Here is a 17,956-nt window from a genome sequence, read left to right as displayed (position 1 = left end):
AATATGAAAGCACTTACAGCTTCAATATTATTTGCATGCTTAAGTACCACTGTTGTAGCTCAATCCAATTACAAGGAGAGCTCCAACAGTTTTGCTAAGTATACTATCAAAGGTGAGTTCAAGGATTTGGAAAATGCTAAAAAATTCATTGATGCTGCCTACAAAACAAAACGTGATTCTTCATCGACAAAGAATAATATTCTTCGTGCGATGGTGTATAGCTCATTGGCTTATGCGGATTCGACACGTAAATTAAAAGGCGACAAAGACCATATCGATGCATCAATTGATGCCGTAAATCGTATTCGACAAAAAGATCGTTCTCATTACGAAAATGAGCTCAATTATGTGAATCAAAATCTTATTGCAGCTTATATTTATAAAGCAAATAAGGAGATTGAGAAAAACGAATACGAAAAAGCATACAACAGTTTTTTGGAAGTTGAACGTCTGGGATCCCAATCCGAAGATGTGTTACGTAATCTGGCATACCTATCAGCTCAAGCTGGCAAAACAGAGGAAGCTATCAATTATTACAAAAAATTAATAGTAGGTACGGAAGTAAATGCCTTGACGTACATCTCGCTTACTAAACTTTATAAGACAAATAAGGACAACCAATCTTATTTGAGCACCTTACAAAAAGCAAGAGAACTTTATCCTGAAGACAAAACTATTCTTTTTCTTTTAGTAGAAGCATTTGCGGAAAACAAAAGCTATCAAGCAATTACACCAATCATTGCGGAAGCTATTAAATATGAGCCAGATAATATTGAATTGTATTATTTAGCAGGATTCTCCAACGAAAATGTTGGAAATATTGCGGAGGCTAAAAAATATTATGGAAAAGTTTTAGATTTGGATGATAACAATTACGATGCTAACTTAGCATTAGGTTTGATTCATTTGAATGAGTTTCTGAAAGATAAAAATAATTTGGAGGCCCAATATTCTGCTCAAGATTATTTGTTGAAAGCGAATGGTATTAAGCCTTATGCTGAAAATGCCTTAAAAGGATTAGCTTTGTTTTACGAAACATCCGATGACCAAGAACAATTAGATAGAGTGAAAACACTCTTGAATCAATTATCGAATAATTAAATACTAAACATATGAACATTAAAAAAGGAATTATTTTTACAGCCATATTCGTTTCGGCAGGTTCATTATTTGCCCAAACTGGAAATATCAAAAAGGCGCAAACTAATTTTCAAAAGTATTTTGAAGTTAAACAAGCAGGCACACCTCAATTAGGAACAACATATATCACGACAGCAAAAGAAGCTATTGATGCAGCTGTAGTACATGAAAAGACTAAAGAGTCTGCAGAAGCATGGACAATTTATTCATTAGTGTACGGTAACCTTGGCGCTGACAACAACAGCGAAGAGGATATCAATAAAGCAAAAGAGGCTATTGCTAAAGCAAGATCTTTAGATACGGATAAGAAAAACGAAGAAAACATCAAAAATAGTGAGCACAACTTATATGCTTACAATTTTAACAAAGGTGTAGCTGCCTGGGACAAACAAGATTATCCTGGCGCATACAATGCTTTCTCTGATGCATTAACCTACATGCCAGGTGATACGACATTGACTTACTATGCAGGTATCGCAGCGGTGCAAAGTCAAGACTATCAAAAAGGCTTGGAGAAATACTTAGCTTTAGTAGATAGAAAAGATTATTCAGAGCACAAAAAAATCGTTAAAGACATTCCTAACTTATATTTGTCTTTAAGCGATACTACAAATGCGTTGAAATATGCTAGTGAAGCTGCTAAAATGTATCCTGAAGATAATGAGATTGCAAATCAAAATATCAACTACAATATTGCTTTAGGTAATACTACGGGTATAATGAGTGAGTTAAAATCTCAAATCGAAAAAGAGCCAACTAACAAAACATTGTATTTCTATTTAGGTATTGCAGAATCTTCTTTGGGTAATAATGAAACAGCATTAGAAGCCTATAAAAAAGCGCTTGAAATTGATCCAAACTACGTAGATGCTAACATCAATGCAGGTGTATCTTTAGTTAATATTATCAAAGATGAACTTTCTGTAATTAATGCAGATAAAACATTGAGTAACAATCAATACAATTCAAAAGTAACTGCTCTAAAGGAAAAGGTGAAACCTGCTGAAGCTTATTTTGCTAAAGTGGTAGAAATCGAGCCAAATAACGAAAGTGCTTTGAGAGGTTTGAAAAGTGTTTACGACTTTTTACAATTAGAAGATAAAGCGAAAGCAATTCAAGATAAATTAAATGCATTGTAATACTTACATGCAGGAATAAAAAAATCGGCTTAACAAATTGTTAAGCCGATTTTTTTTATATCTCATTAAGAAGAGATTTAGTTCAATATAATAATCTCAACACGTCTATTTTTCTGACGACCATCTGCAGTTTTATTGTCTGCAATAGGTTTGCTTGGTCCATGACCTTTAGTCGAAATACGCGCACCTGCTACACCACCATCTTCTAAGAATTTCTTCACTGAAGCAGCTCTTTTTTCTGATAACCAAATATTGTAATCTTTTTCACCAGTAGCGTCGGTATGACCATCTACACGGATTTTTTTATCGCGTTGTTGATTTAATATTTTGATCAGTTTCGTTAACTCTGTTTTAGCTTTATCAGTCAGATAAGAGGAATTGGTAGGGAACAATACATCCGAAGATAAAGAAAATTTAATCCCTTCATCTGTACGGGTTGCATCGTCAAATTCTGATTTTACATTTTTTAATCCATCATCTGTACCGTCTTTGCTTACCACGGCTCCAGGTAAAATAGTTAATTGCTGTTGCTTACAGGCTTGGAAAGAAATTATACCGGCTAAAACGGGCAGTAGGAGTAATTTTTTCATATTAAATCTAACATATTATGTTCGATACTAAGATATAATTTAATTTTATAAAATTATTGCTTTTTATTTCCGAATAAGCTTTCACGAGCAGGTTTTAGTTCTGGAATTTTTTCATATAAATCCCAAATAAATCCAGTCTTTGCATTTTCGATCATCACAGCAATAGCCGCTTGATTCGAAGAAATATATTCATCCGAAACATCATCATTGCGAAGGTCTAACCACGATCTAAACCCAAATTCAGAGAACAACAAATCGCCGTATTGCTTATATAAATTAATAATAGACTGCATGCCTAAATCCTTATCTACAAAAATCGAAGAAGCACCAATCGCTGGATTTATTCGTGAATTACCACTGTTATCAAAATTTTTGTAATATCCCCAGATGTCGCTGTTGGTTGCGCCTAGACCCAATTCGTTATCACGACGTTTTATATATAGCGTATAATTAGTCAATACCTCATTCCAATTTGTAAGCGAATCATTAATCGAAGATGGTCTTACTGTCATGAAAGGCTTATACAATTCCAGCAGGCTGTTACCCAGTTTGCCAAAAGCTAAATTAACACCATATTCTTGTTTAGGAGAGAAAACAGGTACTTTGATTGTTGTGTCGACAATGTGCTCTTTTCTTAGAGTTTGGAAATCTTCCTGTTCAATCTCTTCATCAAAATAATAAGGATTGATCGATTGGGTGGTATCTACCGTAATATTTTCAAATTTGTGATACACTGCATCCGTGTACGTTTCTACAGGCAGTGCATATTTATTATTACCTACAGCGAGTAGATACGTATTGATAGCCTGATGAGTACCGCTGAGCGCTTTGTTTTTGGCACCTTCATTATCCAATAAAGCCAATTTAGATTTTAACAGATTATTGCTTTCGGTAATCTCATTCCATTTTATCTGCTGATAAAGTTGCGAAATACGTGTGCGTAAATCTTTTTCTGAATCATTGTTTTCATTAAAAAATTCTCTTGCAATAAGCAAGGCTTCCATGATAGCACCTGTAGCTTTTACGTCGTAAATAGCCAATTCATTTCTATATTCAGGCACACCTTTACGCGCATCATAGAAAGAAGGGAAGAATCCATTTTTATTTTGTGAACGCATTAGAAAGAATGTGATTTTTGATATTCTGTTCAATGCATTCTGACGCGTCAAAAAATCATTTTTAACCCCAACTATCAACGATAAGATAGCACCTGCTGTTTCTTCGGTAGAAACAATAACTTTATTCTTACTGCGGAACGGCATGTACATACCGCTATTGATGTCAAAATTTTCTACAAAATAATTGACGTTGGCCAGTTGTACTAATTTCAAAATCTCATCGTTGCCCAATGCAGAAGTTTCCACTTCTTTAGCGGTTGATAAAGGTGATTCCTGATAATTATAATCTACCCATGAGATTTGGTATTGATATTTTTGTCCTATTACGGGAACCATATCTAAACAAGATTGCATAGGAACAGGACGAATACCAATGGCTTTGAAATTCTTACCATCCATAGCTCTATAAATCTTGATATAACGAATACTTGGCGAAAGTGGAAGTTGCCATTTTAAGTGAACCGCGCGATCGTAGGCTGTTGCCTCACTCAGAATTGCAGCCGAACGTAATGGAATCTCTGAATATTTAAGAGGTAAAAACTCCAATTGATCCAGCAATAAATGGTGTGTATTTGCAGAACTCGCATTTTGCGCAAATCCGACACCCAAGACGATAGCTTGTTTATTTCGTATATGGAATTTCTTCACTGGAACTTTTACATGCAACCATTTTTTGTGCTCTAATTTTACCACATAAGGTTCCAAACTGAGTGTATCTGAAGAAGCATGTTGTTGTCTGATAAAGACACGAGGCAAATCTTTGACAGTCGTTTTAGGAGAGTTTATATAAATTCTTATACTCAAAAAATCTGATTCGTCAACGGTATAATTAAATTTCTGACGGTTGTAATTGATACTCGTTTCCCAATTTCCTTCATTAGCAGAAATATATTTCAAGGACAAGGCATTTCCAGGTGTAAAGAAAAGAGTATCAGATACTAAGAGATGTTTATTTACATTTTCAACCCAACTTTGACCTGAATAAGATACCTGACTTTTAGCATACGAGCCTTTTACAATACTATTATCAAATACAACTTCTGGATACGTATCTGCGAGCGCAGCTACAGGAAATAAAGCAAGGAATAAAATTACTTTTCTAAGAAAATGCATATACAACTGAATTATACTGAATTACAAAAATAGTTAAATCAACTGTATTAGATTGTAAAGACCTTGTTAGGTTTAATGTATGTATTGAAAAACGATAATTCATTTTCTTAAACTATGTTAGTACCTTTGTGGCTATGTCAGTAAGTACTTCCAATACGCAAGATACTATCGTAGCATTAGCTACTTCTCCAGGTTCGCAAGGTGCCATTGCCGTGATTCGTGTTTCGGGAACAGATGCTATTAGTTTAGTCAATTCTGTTTTCAAAGGTAAAGATCTCAACAAGCAGGCTTCGCATACCATTCATTTTGGAACAATCCGCGAAGGCGAAGAGATTATAGATGAGGTGTTAGTGTCACTTTTTGTTGGGCCGAATTCCTATACGAAAGAAAACTCGGTAGAGATATCAACGCACAATTCTAAATATATCATCGAGCGAGTGATCAATTTATTGATTCGTAAAGGTGCACGTGCCGCACGTCCAGGAGAATTTACTTTACGTGCTTTCTTGAATGGTGGACTGGATTTATCACAGGCGGAAGCTGTAGCGGATTTGATCGCTTCTAATTCGGCAGCATCTCACCAAATTGCAATGCAACAAATGCGTGGAGGCTTTTCCAATCAGTTGAAAAAGCTTCGGGAAGATTTAGTGCACTTTGCATCGTTGATTGAGTTAGAATTAGATTTCTCCGAAGAAGATGTAGAATTTGCAAACCGTGATCAACTAAAAGCGCTGATTCAGAAGATATATTCGGTAATCAATAAGTTAATAGCTTCTTTCGAACAAGGAAATGTACTGAAGAATGGTGTTCCTGTAGTCATAGCGGGTAAACCGAATGTTGGGAAATCAACACTATTAAATGCATTGTTGAACGAAGAACGTGCTATTGTATCAGATATTGCCGGTACGACACGTGATACGATTGAGGATGAAATCAATATCAAAGGGATTACTTTCCGTTTCATCGACACAGCAGGTATACGTCATACAGAAGACGTGATTGAGGCAAAAGGAGTGGAGCGCACACGCGAAAAAATGAAGCAAGCACGTTTGATTATTTACCTTTTTGATCCTACACAAGATAAAATTGAGGCTGTTCAGGAACAGATCCAGGAAGTCAAAGATTTGAATATTCCTTTTGTAACTATTATCAATAAATCAGATTTAATTACGGAATCACAACGTGCAGAATATCAGGTGTTAAATCCATTATATATCTCTGCTAAAGAGCAACTTGGTATAGAGGAGTTAAAGGATGAATTGCTAAATCAAGTGAATCTTTCTAATATCAATACGGATGATGTGATGGTGACGAACATTCGCCACGTCGAAGCGTTACAACATACCCAAACTGCTTTGGAAAAGGTATTATATGGTATTGATAATCCTGTAACCTCGGATTTTCTGGCCATGGATATCCGCCAAGCGTTGCACCACCTCGGAGAAATCACTGGGACAGTTACCACAGACGACTTATTGGATAATATATTCTCGAAATTTTGTATCGGGAAGTAGATTCGTTTTATTTTAGTTTACTCTGGTTTACTTTATTTGATAGTCAATTAGTTATGTTAATTTTGTTTTTACTCTAATTGACTTTATTACTATATTTGGTGTATTCATGTACACCTCAAAGAACTTAAAGGTGTACTATTGTACACCTTTATTTTTTGTAATGAAGATAACATTAAAAGAGAAGAAACTAAAAAGTGGTTTAATTAGCTACTATATCGAATATTATAAGGGGTCGACGGTCGGGGATGATGGTAAGAGAATTCATCTTAGAGATTTTGAATATTTAAAGTTATACTTTGATCCGTATGCAAAGACAGCTAATGAAAAGAAAAAAAATAAAGAAGACAAAGAATTAGCTGAAAACATTCTTGCGATTCGCAAAGCGGATTTTGCTCAGGGGAAATATGGTATTAAAAACCCAATTAAAACAAAAAGACGTTTTTTAGATTTTTTCCTTGAAAAATCCAATGAGAAAAGTGGATCTACTCGGGACACGTGGATTTCTACCTTCGCACATTTACAAAATATAATTAGTAAAAATTTTGTGTTCGAGGAGATCAATGAAACTTTTTGTAATAGCGTCAGAAAATATTTTGATAAGGAAGCTAAAACCAAGAGTAACCTATTTATTTCATCAAATACTAAATATTCTTATTTTAATAAGTTTAAAGCTTCTTTGAGGCTGGCTGTAAAAGAGGGTTACTTAACCCATAATTTTGCAGATGACCTCAAAAGTTTTGATATGGTTGAAACGCAACGTGAATATCTCACATTCGAAGAGCTACAGAAGTTGTCTGATACACCTTGTAAATATCCAGTATTAAAATCCGCATTTATCTTTGCCTGTCTTTCTGGACTTAGATGGTCAGATTGTAATAAGCTAACATGGTCTGAAGTTCGAGAAGAAGGTGATGATGTTTATAAAGTTAACTTTAGGCAGGAAAAGACAGAAGGAGTCGAATATTTATATATTTCTAAGCAAGCTCGTGATCTATTAGGAAAAAGAGGTGAGCCTTATGAAAGAGTTTTTAAGGGTTTGAAATATAGTGCAACCAATAATAATGAATTAGCTAAATGGGTTTTACTTTCTGGTACAAAGCGACATATAACATTTCACTCAGCTAGACATACTAATGCTGTTTTACTTTTAGAAAATGGAGCGGATCTTTACACAGTACAAAAACGTCTAGGTCATAAAATCATTCGTACAACTCAAATTTACGCTAAAATTGCTGACAGAAAGATGCGAGAGTCAGCTTATATTATTCCAGAACTTAAATTAAACTTATTATGAAAAATCAAAACAAATTTTACTCATTAGCTTTAATAACAATAATTACTAATTTAATAGGAGTGGTATATCTTGGAACAAATCAGTATGTTTCAATTTTGAAAATTATTTTATTGATAATTTGCATATTTTGTGTATTTAAAATTAGTGTTGTCTGTTTTAAGTGGTATATGGAATACGCATTAAATCTTAAAACTACATTTGATAGTAAAGTCGATAAGCCAAGAGTTTTCTTTATTAGCTTATTCGTACCATTAATGATTTTCTCTTTGTATCTAATTTCTATCTATAAAGAGTCTACTTCATTCCACGGAGATTTTTCTACTATAAATATAATAATGGATGTTAGCTACATTTCTATTTTCTTATTACTATTTATGGTAGCAGGATATTTAATGTTTTATCTTTTTAAACCATCTTTTGCTGAACTATATTTACCAAAAATCAAGAGTAAAGCATCAAATGTTCTATCTAAAAGAAAAGATCTAATCTCGTACAAACAAGCTGAATTTTTATTTGATAATATGATAAAGCATGGTTTCATAATTTATGAAGATTTAAGTAATCAGACTGAAATGAAATCAAAATTTATTGAGGTATTGCAAAAAGGTCTGGTTTTGGAATCTCCACTTTTTGATTTAAAAATGACAAATATTCAAACTAAGTTATTTCAAGATCAGATAAAATCTATAAATAAGAAATATACGTTAAGATTTGTTTTGAGTGTATTTACAATTAAGGGTAGAATTGCTATTCCAAAAAATGTTAGTTCATCATATGATGGAAGGAAAGTGGAAATTGTTTCAAGAGAAAATGATATTATTAGTCTTTTTAAAGTATAATTATTTTGTTATCAAATTTCTAAAAGATTGGAATTATTTAATAAATGATTGTATAATTCCAATCTTCGGAACTTAATTTTTTCTACTCTATTTTACTTTGTTTGACTTGACAATGAAGTCAGGAATAAAAAACAAAGTACATTATGGAAAAAAATGAATTAATCTTAGAGAAGTTAAATCGATTAGAAAACTATTTATTAGGTTTTAAATCTATCTTAACCGTTGAGGAATTAGCAGTCTATTCAGGCTATAAACCTAAATATATTTACCAATTGGTTAGTAAATCATTAATCCCTTTCCATCGAAACCAAAACGGTGGGGCAAAATTGTTTTTTGAGAAAAAAGCCATTGATCAATGGTTATTAGGAGGAGAACATAAAACCTCGTCACAGTCAACACAGGACGCATTTCACCATATTGCACAAAGTAATAGAAGAAAAAAAGGATAAGCATCTGGGCTTATCCTTTCGGAATTTCTTTTTCTGTATCTGACAATACAAAAATAAAGGAATTCCATTGTTAATCAAATTTTTAACATAAGAATTTCTATTATGTGTGCGAATGAATTAAAATTAATCCGCGTTATTAGAGAACTGCGTGAACACTATGACTTCAGATATAATATTATCCAAAATATTATTGAGGTCAAACCAAAGGAACATCTTGAATATGCTGAAGCTAATGAAAATGATCTAGTAATTGAACTACAAACTAGAAAGATTGCAGCATCGAACAATGATGTTATAACATTTTTAAAATCTAATAAGATAGTAAGATATGACCCTTTTCAAGAGTATTTTAAAGCGTGTCACAAAAAGTATCTTGAATGTAATCAAACCGACTACATTCGTAAATTTTTAGACTATGTAAAAACTGAAGATCAGTATCGCTTTATAGTCCAGTTTATGAAATGGGCATGTCGTGTGGTGAAGTGTGCATTGTGTGAAAACTATTTTAATAAAAATGCTATAGTCCTTGTTTCATCTGGAAAACAGAATCTAGGTAAATCCTCATTTACACGATTTTTAGTTCCAAGTCAACTTAAAAGTTATTATATCGAAAACCCAAGACTAGGCAATGATATGGATATTGCTTTGTCCGCTAATCTTCTATGTATTTTAGATGATTTAGGTAACATGAGGAATACAGATCTAGAGGAGTTTAAATCATCTATGTCAAGATTGCATGTCAATGTAAGACGTCCTTACGCAGCTAATCCTAAAATGACTCCTCGTCGTATTTCCTTTATAGGAACTACAGATACTTATTCCTTTTTAACAGCTGATGCTACTGTCCGTTGGATTTGCTTTGATGTGATTGAGATAGATTGGTCTTATTCGAAAGAAATAGACATAGACTTAGTGTGGGGTGAAGCATATGATTTATATATGAATGGTTTTGAATGTGAGGTTTCAAGAGATGAGATAGACCAAAATGAACGGTATAACTCCAAGTTTAAGACGCATTCTATTGAATATGAAATGTTATCAAAATATTACGCTCCAGGAAGTGAAGATGATCATCATGCAGTCTTAATGTCTTCAGAAATTCTATTGGATCTTCAAAATAAGACTTATCAAAAATATTCTGAAAAGAAAATTGGCCAGGCACTACGATCACTAGGTTTTGTAGCAGTGAATAGGAGAAATCACATCAATGCACAGGGAAATACAATCACTGATTCAAGACGTGTATACTTTATTAAATATTTACTGACTACATGACTACAAATACAATAAAAAATGTGTTAATCAAGGTTTAAAGCGTGTTTTTTGTGTAGTCAGTAAAATATTTTATTACTGACTACATGACTACATAAAAATATAAAGAAATTATGGAAACTAAGGAAATTAATAAGATCTCAATACCATTATTCTTAGAGTTAATTTCAGTTTACCCTGAAAGGAAGTGTAATGGTTATTGGATGTACAAATCGTTTATTACGCCAAATCAGCGAACTGGTAGCCTTAAGGTATCATCAAACAATCTTTGGGTAGATTATTCATTAAATAATACCGGTGGGACATTAATCGACCTCATTTTATTGATATATCCTGAATTGACGGTTAAAGAAATAGTCAAAAAATTCAATAATGGTATTTTTTCTTTTCAACAGCCTGATAAATTAATAGCTATTGAAAAGAAAAAGGATGGAGATAGTATAATAATTTTAAATGAATATGATGTTTTCAGACAGCCATATATGTTGAAATATCTAGTAGAAGATAGGGGTATTTCTAATTTCGAAATGGCTTCGAGATATTTAAAAACTTACCAATATCGATGGAGCAACTCAAATAAGGAATATTGGAGTTTGGGTACTGAAAATTTTTTGAAAGGACATGTTTTGTTCTCTAAGAATTTCAAAACTGTTACTAAGCAAGGCTATACCTTTTTTGAAAATTTAGGTGCTAAAAGCAGAATTTATTTTGAGGGCATTTTAGACTTTCTAAGTTTTTTAATGATTTATCCTGAACAAGAATTGCTTCATGATTACTGCATTTTAAATACTGTTAATAATTTGAAAATGACTTTTGAAAACCTTCCTTTTAGTAGAGGAACGGATCAGATTCAAATCATAGGATTTCTAGATCGAGATAATGCAGGAGATAAAGCTACTGAATTATTAAGGGATAAATCAGATATGCATGGCTCTAAATTTTATGATTATAGACCTACATTCAAAGGCAAGGATCTAAATGATTACTTGCTTGGAAAGTATTGAAGATTAGAAGGGTCAAGATATGTCGAGTGGCACACAAATGGTTTTGTGCCATCGACTTCTTGCTAATTCCTCCATGCTGTCGGAATTAGTTTTATGAAAAATTTATTAATTGAAAGGATCAACTATGAACGAATTATTTGATGAATTAGAACGTTTAATTAAACAAAATAATAAGGTAGATATTGATGTAAATAAAGATGAGGTAGAAGGTGATAATCGAAATTTTAGATGGTGTATACGTTTACGGAAATCTGAATTCGAGCGATTAAATGAATTTTCTAAAAAGCTGAAAATTAGCAAATCAGACTTAGGTAGAAACTTACTATTCTATAAAGCTAGAATTCCTAAAATGAGTCAAGAACAAAGAGAGCTGATGATGGAAATAGCAAATCTCCGAACTGCTTTTTCTAGAATTTCTAATTATATGAAATATGATTTAGATATGATATTAAGAGCAGAAATAGCAGATACTATTCATAAAATAGAGGTGATTTATAAAAATCAATTACCATGACGGGTAAGGCAAAAGCAGTGAAAGGTAGTTCACAAGGATTGGATTATCTATTGAACGATAAAGGTACAGCGGTAGAGCTTTTACGGAATGGTCTTTTTGGAAAGGATGGTTCAGAAATGTATCGGGAATTTAAGATGATGACACCTAACAACCCTACGAAAAATTTAGCATTGAGTATTGTAGTAAGTCCACACAAAATATATACTAAAGATTTCAAGGAAATCGATTGGCAACAATTATGTAAGGATGTGTTAGAAAAATTGAAGCTTCAGGATCACCAGTATTTGTGTGCTTTGCATCAATCCAGAACTACTAAACACGCTCACATATATGTTAATAGAATTTCTAGTTCTGGCGCTACGTATTCTGATAAATATTTGGCATTCACTTTACATAAAGTGTTGGATCAGATTTGTAAAGAGAGAGGCTGGTATAATGCAAAGGAGATTAAGCACCATTTGAATAAAGTAGAAAAGCAATATGCTTTAAAAGCCATTAGAGATGAGCTAAGGAATCCAATGAACATATCTCTTGATAAACTTAAAGAAGCCCTGTTAAAAAGAGGCTATGAGCTTCATTTGACAAAAAATAGTACTGGTTATGTTGGTGGAAGAATAATTCCGACTGATTATAAAAAGGAAACAACAAGCAAATTAGAAGATATAACTAAGAAAGGTGGATTTAAGTTCTCTGAATTGGATAACGAGCTTAGAGTAGAAACTATTTTAAACACGCTTGAACAGAATAAAATTAAGCTAGAGTTAGAAAAGCCAAAAGAGCAAATATCAGAAGGTGTTGAAAATAAAATCGATCCGACTGAAGCTAAGTCTTTTAGTACGAGTATTGGAAATGCTTTTAATGTTCTAGGAAGTTTTGGCGCTGGCGCAAATGATCAAGCTGATGAGAATCAGAAGATGAAAAAAAAGAAAAAGAACTATTACAGAAGGTAAATTGATAAGCTATGGAAGAAAAATTATTGGAATTGCTAAAATCTATTTTACAACGATTAGAGCAACTGGAAGATAAATTGCACAAGCAAGTTTGTGCTGATGAGGCTGATAAGAATAAAGTTATTGAAGAATTAAATCAAGTTTTAGAATTACATAAACAACAATCTATTAAGATCTTCAATACTAAACAATCAATTGAGCAGAAGTCATTAGATAATCAGGTTAACGTTTGTAAAGTTATTGATGCTGCATTAAAGAAAATTCAGGATGATTTTAATTCAACCGTACAAGGGGAAAATCTTAAAATCTTGAATGATAATTTTCAGTTGGTATCAGCTCAATTTAAAGATGATTATAAAAAAGTAGAAGCTGATTTGATTACTATCGAAAGGCGAATGAAAAAAGTAAGAAATCCTTATAGTATTTTTTTGTTTTCAATAGCTCTAATCGTTCTGTCATTTGGATTAGTAGGATTTCTATCAATTCAATTATCAGATTCAGCTAAAAAACTTAAACAGTTAGAAACCTATAACTTAAGGCAATATGAATTAGGGGAAATCAATAAATATTTTAAAGAAAATCCAGATAAATACAAATTATATAAAAAATGGGAAGACCGAGAAAAACAGTAGAACATCCAGTGCAATTAATGAAGTTAATGGAATTGTATAAGAAATTTCAAGATGGCGAAACTATTATATCTTTAGCCCGCAAATTAGATATGGACTCATTACTTCTTAATAACTGGATGAAAGAAATAGAAACTATTGATAAGATTCTTAAGTCCGAAGAAGTACATAATGAAGAAAAGGAAATTTGGAAAAATATGTATTTGAAAGTCGCTTTTAAACTCGAAAAATTAGAAAATGGGAAATCTGAGGATTGAACCATTTTACCTGCCGTAGGCGTCCTCCTCAAATTTCAACTTTAAAAAGATTGATAATTGAGGAGGTTAGAAACACTATTTTCTCATATATTTTTGGGGAATATTTTCCCTAAATCGTTTGCCATCTTTAGAGCCTGACCAAACATCGGTCACGGCTTTGATATTATTAGGAAGTTCCTTTTCCTGCCGAATTAGTTTTTTGCATACTTTTCTGAATTTTCTATTCCATAATCTTTTATCCTGCTTTTCTGATTCAGCAGAAGTAATTCCTAATATTTTAATTTTACGTTTTGAGCGAGACATAATTTTAGGGGTAAAATATTTAGGCTAAATTATACAATAATAGTGGATGTAATAAAATTGTTTTTTGTTTTCACTGGCTACTATATTCTAATTGACTTTAGTTTACTTCATTACTGTTTACCGTATTCTAATTGCGTATTTTTCGCTATATTTAGGCAATTATTAACTTATAAAATATCAAATATTAGTGTGTTGAAATTCGACACGTTAGAGCTATACATACATTAAAAAATGACAAGAGAACAAGAAAGAGACGAACTGCATAGAACGATATGGCAGATAGCAAATGATTTGCGTGGTAGTGTGGATGGATGGGATTTTAAGTCCTATGTATTAGGTATTTTGTTCTATCGTTTTATTTCCGAAAACTTGCGTGCACATATCAATAATGCGGAGTGGGAAGCTGGTAATACGGATTTTGATTTCGCGAAGATATCAGACGAAGAAGCCGAATATGGTCGTAAGGATACCGTAGGCGAAAAAGGATTTTATATCCTTCCTTCAGAGCTTTTTGTCAATGTGCAGCAAAATGCGGAAAACAATCCGAATCTAAATACCGATTTGCATCGCATCTTTAAAGACATTGAGTCATCTGCTAATGGTACAGATAGCGAAGACGATTTAAAAGGGTTGTTTGATGATGTGGACGTGAATAGCAATAAGCTTGGCGGAACAGTTGAGCAACGCAATAAGCTATTGGCTAAAATCTTAAAAGCTATTGCAGGCTTAAAATTAGGTGATTACCAAGATAATAATATTGATGCTTTCGGTGATGCATACGAATACCTGATGACCATGTATGCGAGTAATGCAGGCAAGTCCGGAGGGGAATTTTTTACACCTCAGGAAGTTTCTGAATTACTAGCTGAAATTACGGTAGTTGGCAAAACACAAGTAAACAAAGTATATGATCCAGCTTGTGGTTCGGGTTCGTTGCTATTGAAGTTTGCTAAAGTATTGGGTAAAGAAAATGTACGTCAAGGTTTTTATGGTCAAGAAGTGAACATCACGACCTACAACCTTTGTCGTATCAATATGTTTTTGCACGATATCAACTTTGAGAAGTTCAATATCAGTCACGGTGATACCTTGATGGATCCGATGCACTGGGATGATGAGCCTTTTGATGCTATCGTGTCCAATCCACCGTATTCGATCAAATGGGAAGGAGATGCCAACCCACTATTGATTAATGACCCTCGTTTTGCACCTGCTGGTGTATTAGCACCGAAGTCTAAAGCCGATTTGGCATTTACGATGCATATGCTTTCCTGGTTGGCTACTTCGGGAACGGCTGCCATTGTAGAGTTTCCTGGGGTATTGTACCGTGGTGGAGCAGAACAAAAAATTCGTAAATACTTGATTGATAATAATTATGTAGATGCTGTTATCCAATTGCCTGCGGATTTGTTCTTTGGTACATCGATAGCGACTTGTATTATCGTATTGAAGAAAAGCAAGAAAGATAATGCGACACTGTTTATCGATTCTTCTGCGGAGTTTGTGCGTGGTGGTAATAAAAATAAACTGTCTGATGATAATCGTAAGAAAATTTTGAATGCGTTTATCACGCGTGAATCTATTAATCACTTCGCGCAATTAGTACCTAATGAAGAGATTGCGAAGAACGATTATAATATTGCAGTAAGTTCGTATGTAGAGCAGGAAAATACTACGGTAGCTACTGATATCGTTGCTTTGAATCAACGTATTAAAGAGATTGTAGATCGTCAACAGGAATTACGTACAGCTATAGATGCTATTGTGAGTGATTTGGAAGGAGTGGGCAATGAGTAAAATAGACGATTTAATCACTAAATATTGTCCTGATGGAGTCGAATGGAAAGATTTAGGAGAATGTGGAAAAATCATAAGAGGAAAAAGAGTTACAAAATCACAACTAAATGATGATAAAAAATATCCTGTAATTAGTGGAGGTTTTAAACCCCTTGGATATTTTGATGATTACAATAGAGAAGCGAATACTATTACAATTGCGCAATATGGAAGTGCAGGATATTTAGATTGGCAAAAAGAGAGATTTTGGGCTAATGATGTTTGCTATTCAGTTTATCCTAATGAAGGGTTAAATAATAGGTTTTTATATTTTATTTTAAGCAGTAAACAGGACTTAATTTATAGTTTAAAAACGAATGCAATACCTGCTCATTTACCACAAAATTTATTAGAAAAAATCACAATTCCCATTCCACCACTACCGGTACAAGAAGAGATAGTTTCTATTTTGGATAAGTTTACAGCGCTGGAGGCGGAGCTGGAGGCGGAGCTGGAGGCGCGTACGCGCCAATACGAATACTATCGCAATGAATTGCTTTCCTTCGATGGTAAAGATGTGGAGTGGAAAGCTTTGGGAGAAGTGGGTGAGTTTATAAGAGGAAAACGCTTTGTACGAACGGATATGGTTGAAGAAGGTTATCCATGTATCCACTATGGAGAAATGTATACCCACTATAATATTTACGCTACAGAATCTAAGTCATTTATTCGGGCTGAACAAGCAGAAAAATTAAGGAAGGCAAAAAAGGGCGATGTAGTAATTGTCGCTGCTGGAGAAACCATTGAAGATATTGGTAAAGCAACTGCTTGGTTAGGAGAATCTGATGTGGTGACTCATGATGCTTGTTTTACATTTAGAAGTTCCTTGAATCCAAAGTTTGTAGCATATTTTTCTCGTACGAAACTATTTCATGATCAAATCAAAAAAAATATATCATCAGGAAAGATTTCTGCAATAAATGCTAAGGGGCTTGAAAAGGCAAAAATACCAGTTCCTTCAATCGAAGAACAAGAACGTATAGTAGCGATATTAGATAAATTTGATGCTTTGGTCAATGATATTTCTACAGGTTTGCCAGCAGAGATACAAGCACGCAGACAGCAGTATGAATATTATCGCGGCAAGTTGTTGACTTTTGAACATTTAACAGCTTAATTACTATGGATAAAGTTTCGATACGTTTTTTTGATGATCGTGAGGTACGTGCCATTTGGGATGATGAGCAAAGCAAATGGTGGTTTTCGGTATTGGATATCGTTGCCGTGCTGACGGATCAAGATGATTATACCAAAACACGAAACTATTGGAAATACTTAAAAGCGAAGCTGAAGAAAGAGAATAATCAGTTGGTTAGTGCTACTACCCAACTGAAATTATTAGCATCAGATGGGAAACGGTATAAGTCAGATGTGTTAGATTATGAAGGGATCATAGCTTTAGGTAAAACTTTCCCTGGTACTAAAGCCAATCGTTTTATCGAGTGGTTTACCTATAGTGATGAAACCATTGACGGTAAAAGTAAGACGAAAGCTTATGCGCTTTTCGAAAGTTCTTTTATTGATAGCATAGAAGTCGGTACGGTCAAAGGCTTGCAACAAATTCATGCGTATTTGTTTGGTGGATTATATGAATTTGCTGGTCAGATTCGCACCAAGAATATTGCTAAAGGCGGATTTCAGTTTGCTATGGCGCAATTCTTACCCAATACGTTGAAAGACATTGAAACGATGCCTGATGGTACTTTTGACGAGATTGTAGACAAATATGTAGAAATGAACATTGCACATCCATTCATGGAAGGCAATGGTCGAAGTACACGTATTTGGTTGGATCTGATGCTCAAACGAGCCGAAAGGAAATGTGTGGATTGGAGTAAGATTGCCAAGAATGACTATCACCAAGCGATGATCAAAAGTGTTATAGATAGCCAAGTCTTAAAATCAGCCTTAAATGGTGCATTGACTGACGATATCAATAGCCGAGAAATGTTTATGAAAGGAATTGACTATTCGTATTACTACGAAGAAAATTAA

18 protein-coding genes are annotated in these 17,956 nt (G+C 33.6%); 15 read left to right on the top strand and 3 right to left on the bottom strand.

Going from position 1 to position 17,956, the window contains the following annotated elements; all coding sequences use genetic code 11:
- Window positions 1-3 precede the first annotated feature (3 nt).
- Window positions 4-1,101, top strand: coding sequence for a tetratricopeptide repeat protein (locus H8B04_RS02895; RefSeq protein WP_190301392.1), 1,098 nt, complete (start codon window positions 4-6; stop codon window positions 1,099-1,101).
- An 11-nt stretch (window positions 1,102-1,112) separates the two neighbouring features.
- Window positions 1,113-2,279, top strand: a complete 1,167-nt coding sequence (locus H8B04_RS02890) for a tetratricopeptide repeat protein (RefSeq protein WP_190301391.1) — start codon at window positions 1,113-1,115, stop codon at window positions 2,277-2,279.
- Between the two features lie 77 nt (window positions 2,280-2,356).
- On the opposite strand, the gene H8B04_RS02885 is transcribed toward H8B04_RS02890, so the two are convergent.
- Both H8B04_RS02885 and H8B04_RS02880 read right to left on the bottom strand, forming a co-directional pair.
- A complete protein-coding gene (locus H8B04_RS02885) occupies window positions 2,357-2,869 on the bottom strand; it encodes an OmpA family protein (protein ID WP_165290705.1) in 513 nt (170 codons plus the stop codon).
- A 53-nt stretch (window positions 2,870-2,922) separates the two neighbouring features.
- On the bottom strand, window positions 2,923-5,100 hold the full coding sequence (locus H8B04_RS02880; protein WP_190301390.1) for a glucoamylase family protein: 2,178 nt from the start codon (window positions 5,098-5,100) through the stop codon (window positions 2,923-2,925).
- A 134-nt stretch (window positions 5,101-5,234) separates the two neighbouring features.
- On the opposite strand from H8B04_RS02880, the gene mnmE reads away from it, so the two are divergent.
- The 10 genes from mnmE to H8B04_RS02830 all read left to right on the top strand — a co-directional run bounded on the left by mnmE (window position 5,235) and on the right by H8B04_RS02830 (window position 13,822).
- On the top strand, window positions 5,235-6,614 hold the full coding sequence (mnmE, locus tag H8B04_RS02875; protein WP_190301389.1) for a tRNA uridine-5-carboxymethylaminomethyl(34) synthesis GTPase MnmE: 1,380 nt from the start codon (window positions 5,235-5,237) through the stop codon (window positions 6,612-6,614).
- A 160-nt stretch (window positions 6,615-6,774) separates the two neighbouring features.
- The gene (locus tag H8B04_RS02870; RefSeq protein WP_190301388.1) at window positions 6,775-7,908 is read left to right on the top strand and encodes a tyrosine-type recombinase/integrase; all 1,134 of its coding nucleotides are present in this window, start codon (window positions 6,775-6,777) and stop codon (window positions 7,906-7,908) included.
- Window positions 7,905-8,747 (top strand): hypothetical protein, encoded by an 843-nt coding sequence (locus tag H8B04_RS02865; protein ID WP_190301387.1) that lies wholly within the window; start codon window positions 7,905-7,907, stop codon window positions 8,745-8,747. Before H8B04_RS02870 ends, H8B04_RS02865 begins: the two co-directional genes overlap by 4 nt.
- Window positions 8,748-8,890: 143 nt before the next feature.
- Complete coding sequence (locus H8B04_RS02860) at window positions 8,891-9,196, top strand: helix-turn-helix domain-containing protein (RefSeq protein ID WP_190301386.1); 306 nt, start codon at window positions 8,891-8,893, stop codon at window positions 9,194-9,196.
- A gap of 102 nt (window positions 9,197-9,298) precedes the next feature.
- Window positions 9,299-10,471 (top strand): VapE domain-containing protein, encoded by a 1,173-nt coding sequence (locus H8B04_RS02855; RefSeq protein ID WP_190301385.1) that lies wholly within the window; start codon window positions 9,299-9,301, stop codon window positions 10,469-10,471.
- Window positions 10,472-10,581: 110 nt separating this feature from the next.
- A complete protein-coding gene (locus tag H8B04_RS02850) occupies window positions 10,582-11,472 on the top strand; it encodes a toprim domain-containing protein (protein WP_190301384.1) in 891 nt (296 codons plus the stop codon).
- A 124-nt stretch (window positions 11,473-11,596) separates the two neighbouring features.
- Complete coding sequence (locus tag H8B04_RS02845) at window positions 11,597-11,986, top strand: hypothetical protein (RefSeq protein WP_190301383.1); 390 nt, start codon at window positions 11,597-11,599, stop codon at window positions 11,984-11,986.
- Window positions 11,983-12,936, top strand: coding sequence for a relaxase/mobilization nuclease domain-containing protein (locus tag H8B04_RS02840; protein WP_190301382.1), 954 nt, complete (start codon window positions 11,983-11,985; stop codon window positions 12,934-12,936). Before H8B04_RS02845 ends, H8B04_RS02840 begins: the two co-directional genes overlap by 4 nt.
- Window positions 12,937-12,947: 11 nt before the next feature.
- Window positions 12,948-13,568: a hypothetical protein gene (locus tag H8B04_RS02835; RefSeq protein ID WP_190301381.1), complete on the top strand. Its 621-nt coding sequence runs from the start codon at window positions 12,948-12,950 to the stop codon at window positions 13,566-13,568.
- The gene (locus tag H8B04_RS02830; protein WP_190301380.1) at window positions 13,544-13,822 is read left to right on the top strand and encodes a hypothetical protein; all 279 of its coding nucleotides are present in this window, start codon (window positions 13,544-13,546) and stop codon (window positions 13,820-13,822) included. Before H8B04_RS02835 ends, H8B04_RS02830 begins: the two co-directional genes overlap by 25 nt.
- A gap of 75 nt (window positions 13,823-13,897) precedes the next feature.
- Here H8B04_RS02830 and H8B04_RS02825 read toward each other — a convergent pair whose 3' ends face one another.
- Complete coding sequence (locus H8B04_RS02825; RefSeq protein WP_190301379.1) at window positions 13,898-14,125, bottom strand: hypothetical protein; 228 nt, start codon at window positions 14,123-14,125, stop codon at window positions 13,898-13,900.
- Between the two features lie 231 nt (window positions 14,126-14,356).
- On the opposite strand from H8B04_RS02825, the gene H8B04_RS02820 reads away from it, so the two are divergent.
- From H8B04_RS02820 to fic, 3 genes are read left to right on the top strand one after another with little or no spacing between them, the layout of a single operon-like run.
- A complete protein-coding gene (locus tag H8B04_RS02820; RefSeq protein ID WP_190301378.1) occupies window positions 14,357-15,922 on the top strand; it encodes a type I restriction-modification system subunit M in 1,566 nt (521 codons plus the stop codon).
- Window positions 15,915-17,078, top strand: coding sequence for a restriction endonuclease subunit S (locus H8B04_RS02815; RefSeq protein WP_190301377.1), 1,164 nt, complete (start codon window positions 15,915-15,917; stop codon window positions 17,076-17,078). Before H8B04_RS02820 ends, H8B04_RS02815 begins: the two co-directional genes overlap by 8 nt.
- Window positions 17,079-17,083: 5 nt before the next feature.
- Window positions 17,084-17,956, top strand: a complete 873-nt coding sequence (gene fic / locus H8B04_RS02810; protein ID WP_190301376.1) for a protein adenylyltransferase Fic — start codon at window positions 17,084-17,086, stop codon at window positions 17,954-17,956.

Origin of the sequence: Sphingobacterium litopenaei (assembly GCF_014692495.1) — a bacterium.
Classification (GTDB): Bacteria; Bacteroidota; Bacteroidia; order Sphingobacteriales; family Sphingobacteriaceae; genus Sphingobacterium; species Sphingobacterium litopenaei.
Note: the sequence above shows the minus strand (reverse complement) of the source record. Positions and strands in the feature narration are given on the sequence as shown.

What these genes read in the sequence shown, in the direction of transcription:
- H8B04_RS02835 (WP_190301381.1), top strand. Translation starts at nt 12,948, where the DNA reads ATGGAAGAAAAATTATTGGAATTGCTAAAATCTATTTTACAACGATTA.
- H8B04_RS02820 (WP_190301378.1), top strand. Translation starts at nt 14,357, where the DNA reads ATGACAAGAGAACAAGAAAGAGACGAACTGCATAGAACGATATGGCAG.
- H8B04_RS02865 (WP_190301387.1), top strand. Translation starts at nt 7,905, where the DNA reads ATGAAAAATCAAAACAAATTTTACTCATTAGCTTTAATAACAATAATT.
- H8B04_RS02850 (WP_190301384.1), top strand. Translation starts at nt 10,582, where the DNA reads ATGGAAACTAAGGAAATTAATAAGATCTCAATACCATTATTCTTAGAG.
- H8B04_RS02840 (WP_190301382.1), top strand. Translation starts at nt 11,983, where the DNA reads ATGACGGGTAAGGCAAAAGCAGTGAAAGGTAGTTCACAAGGATTGGAT.
- H8B04_RS02890 (WP_190301391.1), top strand. Translation starts at nt 1,113, where the DNA reads ATGAACATTAAAAAAGGAATTATTTTTACAGCCATATTCGTTTCGGCA.
- H8B04_RS02815 (WP_190301377.1), top strand. Translation starts at nt 15,915, where the DNA reads ATGAGTAAAATAGACGATTTAATCACTAAATATTGTCCTGATGGAGTC.
- H8B04_RS02825 (WP_190301379.1), bottom strand. Translation starts at nt 14,125, where the DNA reads ATGTCTCGCTCAAAACGTAAAATTAAAATATTAGGAATTACTTCTGCT.
- H8B04_RS02855 (WP_190301385.1), top strand. Translation starts at nt 9,299, where the DNA reads ATGTGTGCGAATGAATTAAAATTAATCCGCGTTATTAGAGAACTGCGT.
- H8B04_RS02830 (WP_190301380.1), top strand. Translation starts at nt 13,544, where the DNA reads ATGGGAAGACCGAGAAAAACAGTAGAACATCCAGTGCAATTAATGAAG.
- mnmE (WP_190301389.1), top strand. Translation starts at nt 5,235, where the DNA reads ATGTCAGTAAGTACTTCCAATACGCAAGATACTATCGTAGCATTAGCT.
- H8B04_RS02870 (WP_190301388.1), top strand. Translation starts at nt 6,775, where the DNA reads ATGAAGATAACATTAAAAGAGAAGAAACTAAAAAGTGGTTTAATTAGC.
- H8B04_RS02845 (WP_190301383.1), top strand. Translation starts at nt 11,597, where the DNA reads ATGAACGAATTATTTGATGAATTAGAACGTTTAATTAAACAAAATAAT.
- H8B04_RS02860 (WP_190301386.1), top strand. Translation starts at nt 8,891, where the DNA reads ATGGAAAAAAATGAATTAATCTTAGAGAAGTTAAATCGATTAGAAAAC.
- H8B04_RS02895 (WP_190301392.1), top strand. Translation starts at nt 4, where the DNA reads ATGAAAGCACTTACAGCTTCAATATTATTTGCATGCTTAAGTACCACT.
- H8B04_RS02885 (WP_165290705.1), bottom strand. Translation starts at nt 2,869, where the DNA reads ATGAAAAAATTACTCCTACTGCCCGTTTTAGCCGGTATAATTTCTTTC.
- H8B04_RS02880 (WP_190301390.1), bottom strand. Translation starts at nt 5,100, where the DNA reads ATGCATTTTCTTAGAAAAGTAATTTTATTCCTTGCTTTATTTCCTGTA.
- fic (WP_190301376.1), top strand. Translation starts at nt 17,084, where the DNA reads ATGGATAAAGTTTCGATACGTTTTTTTGATGATCGTGAGGTACGTGCC.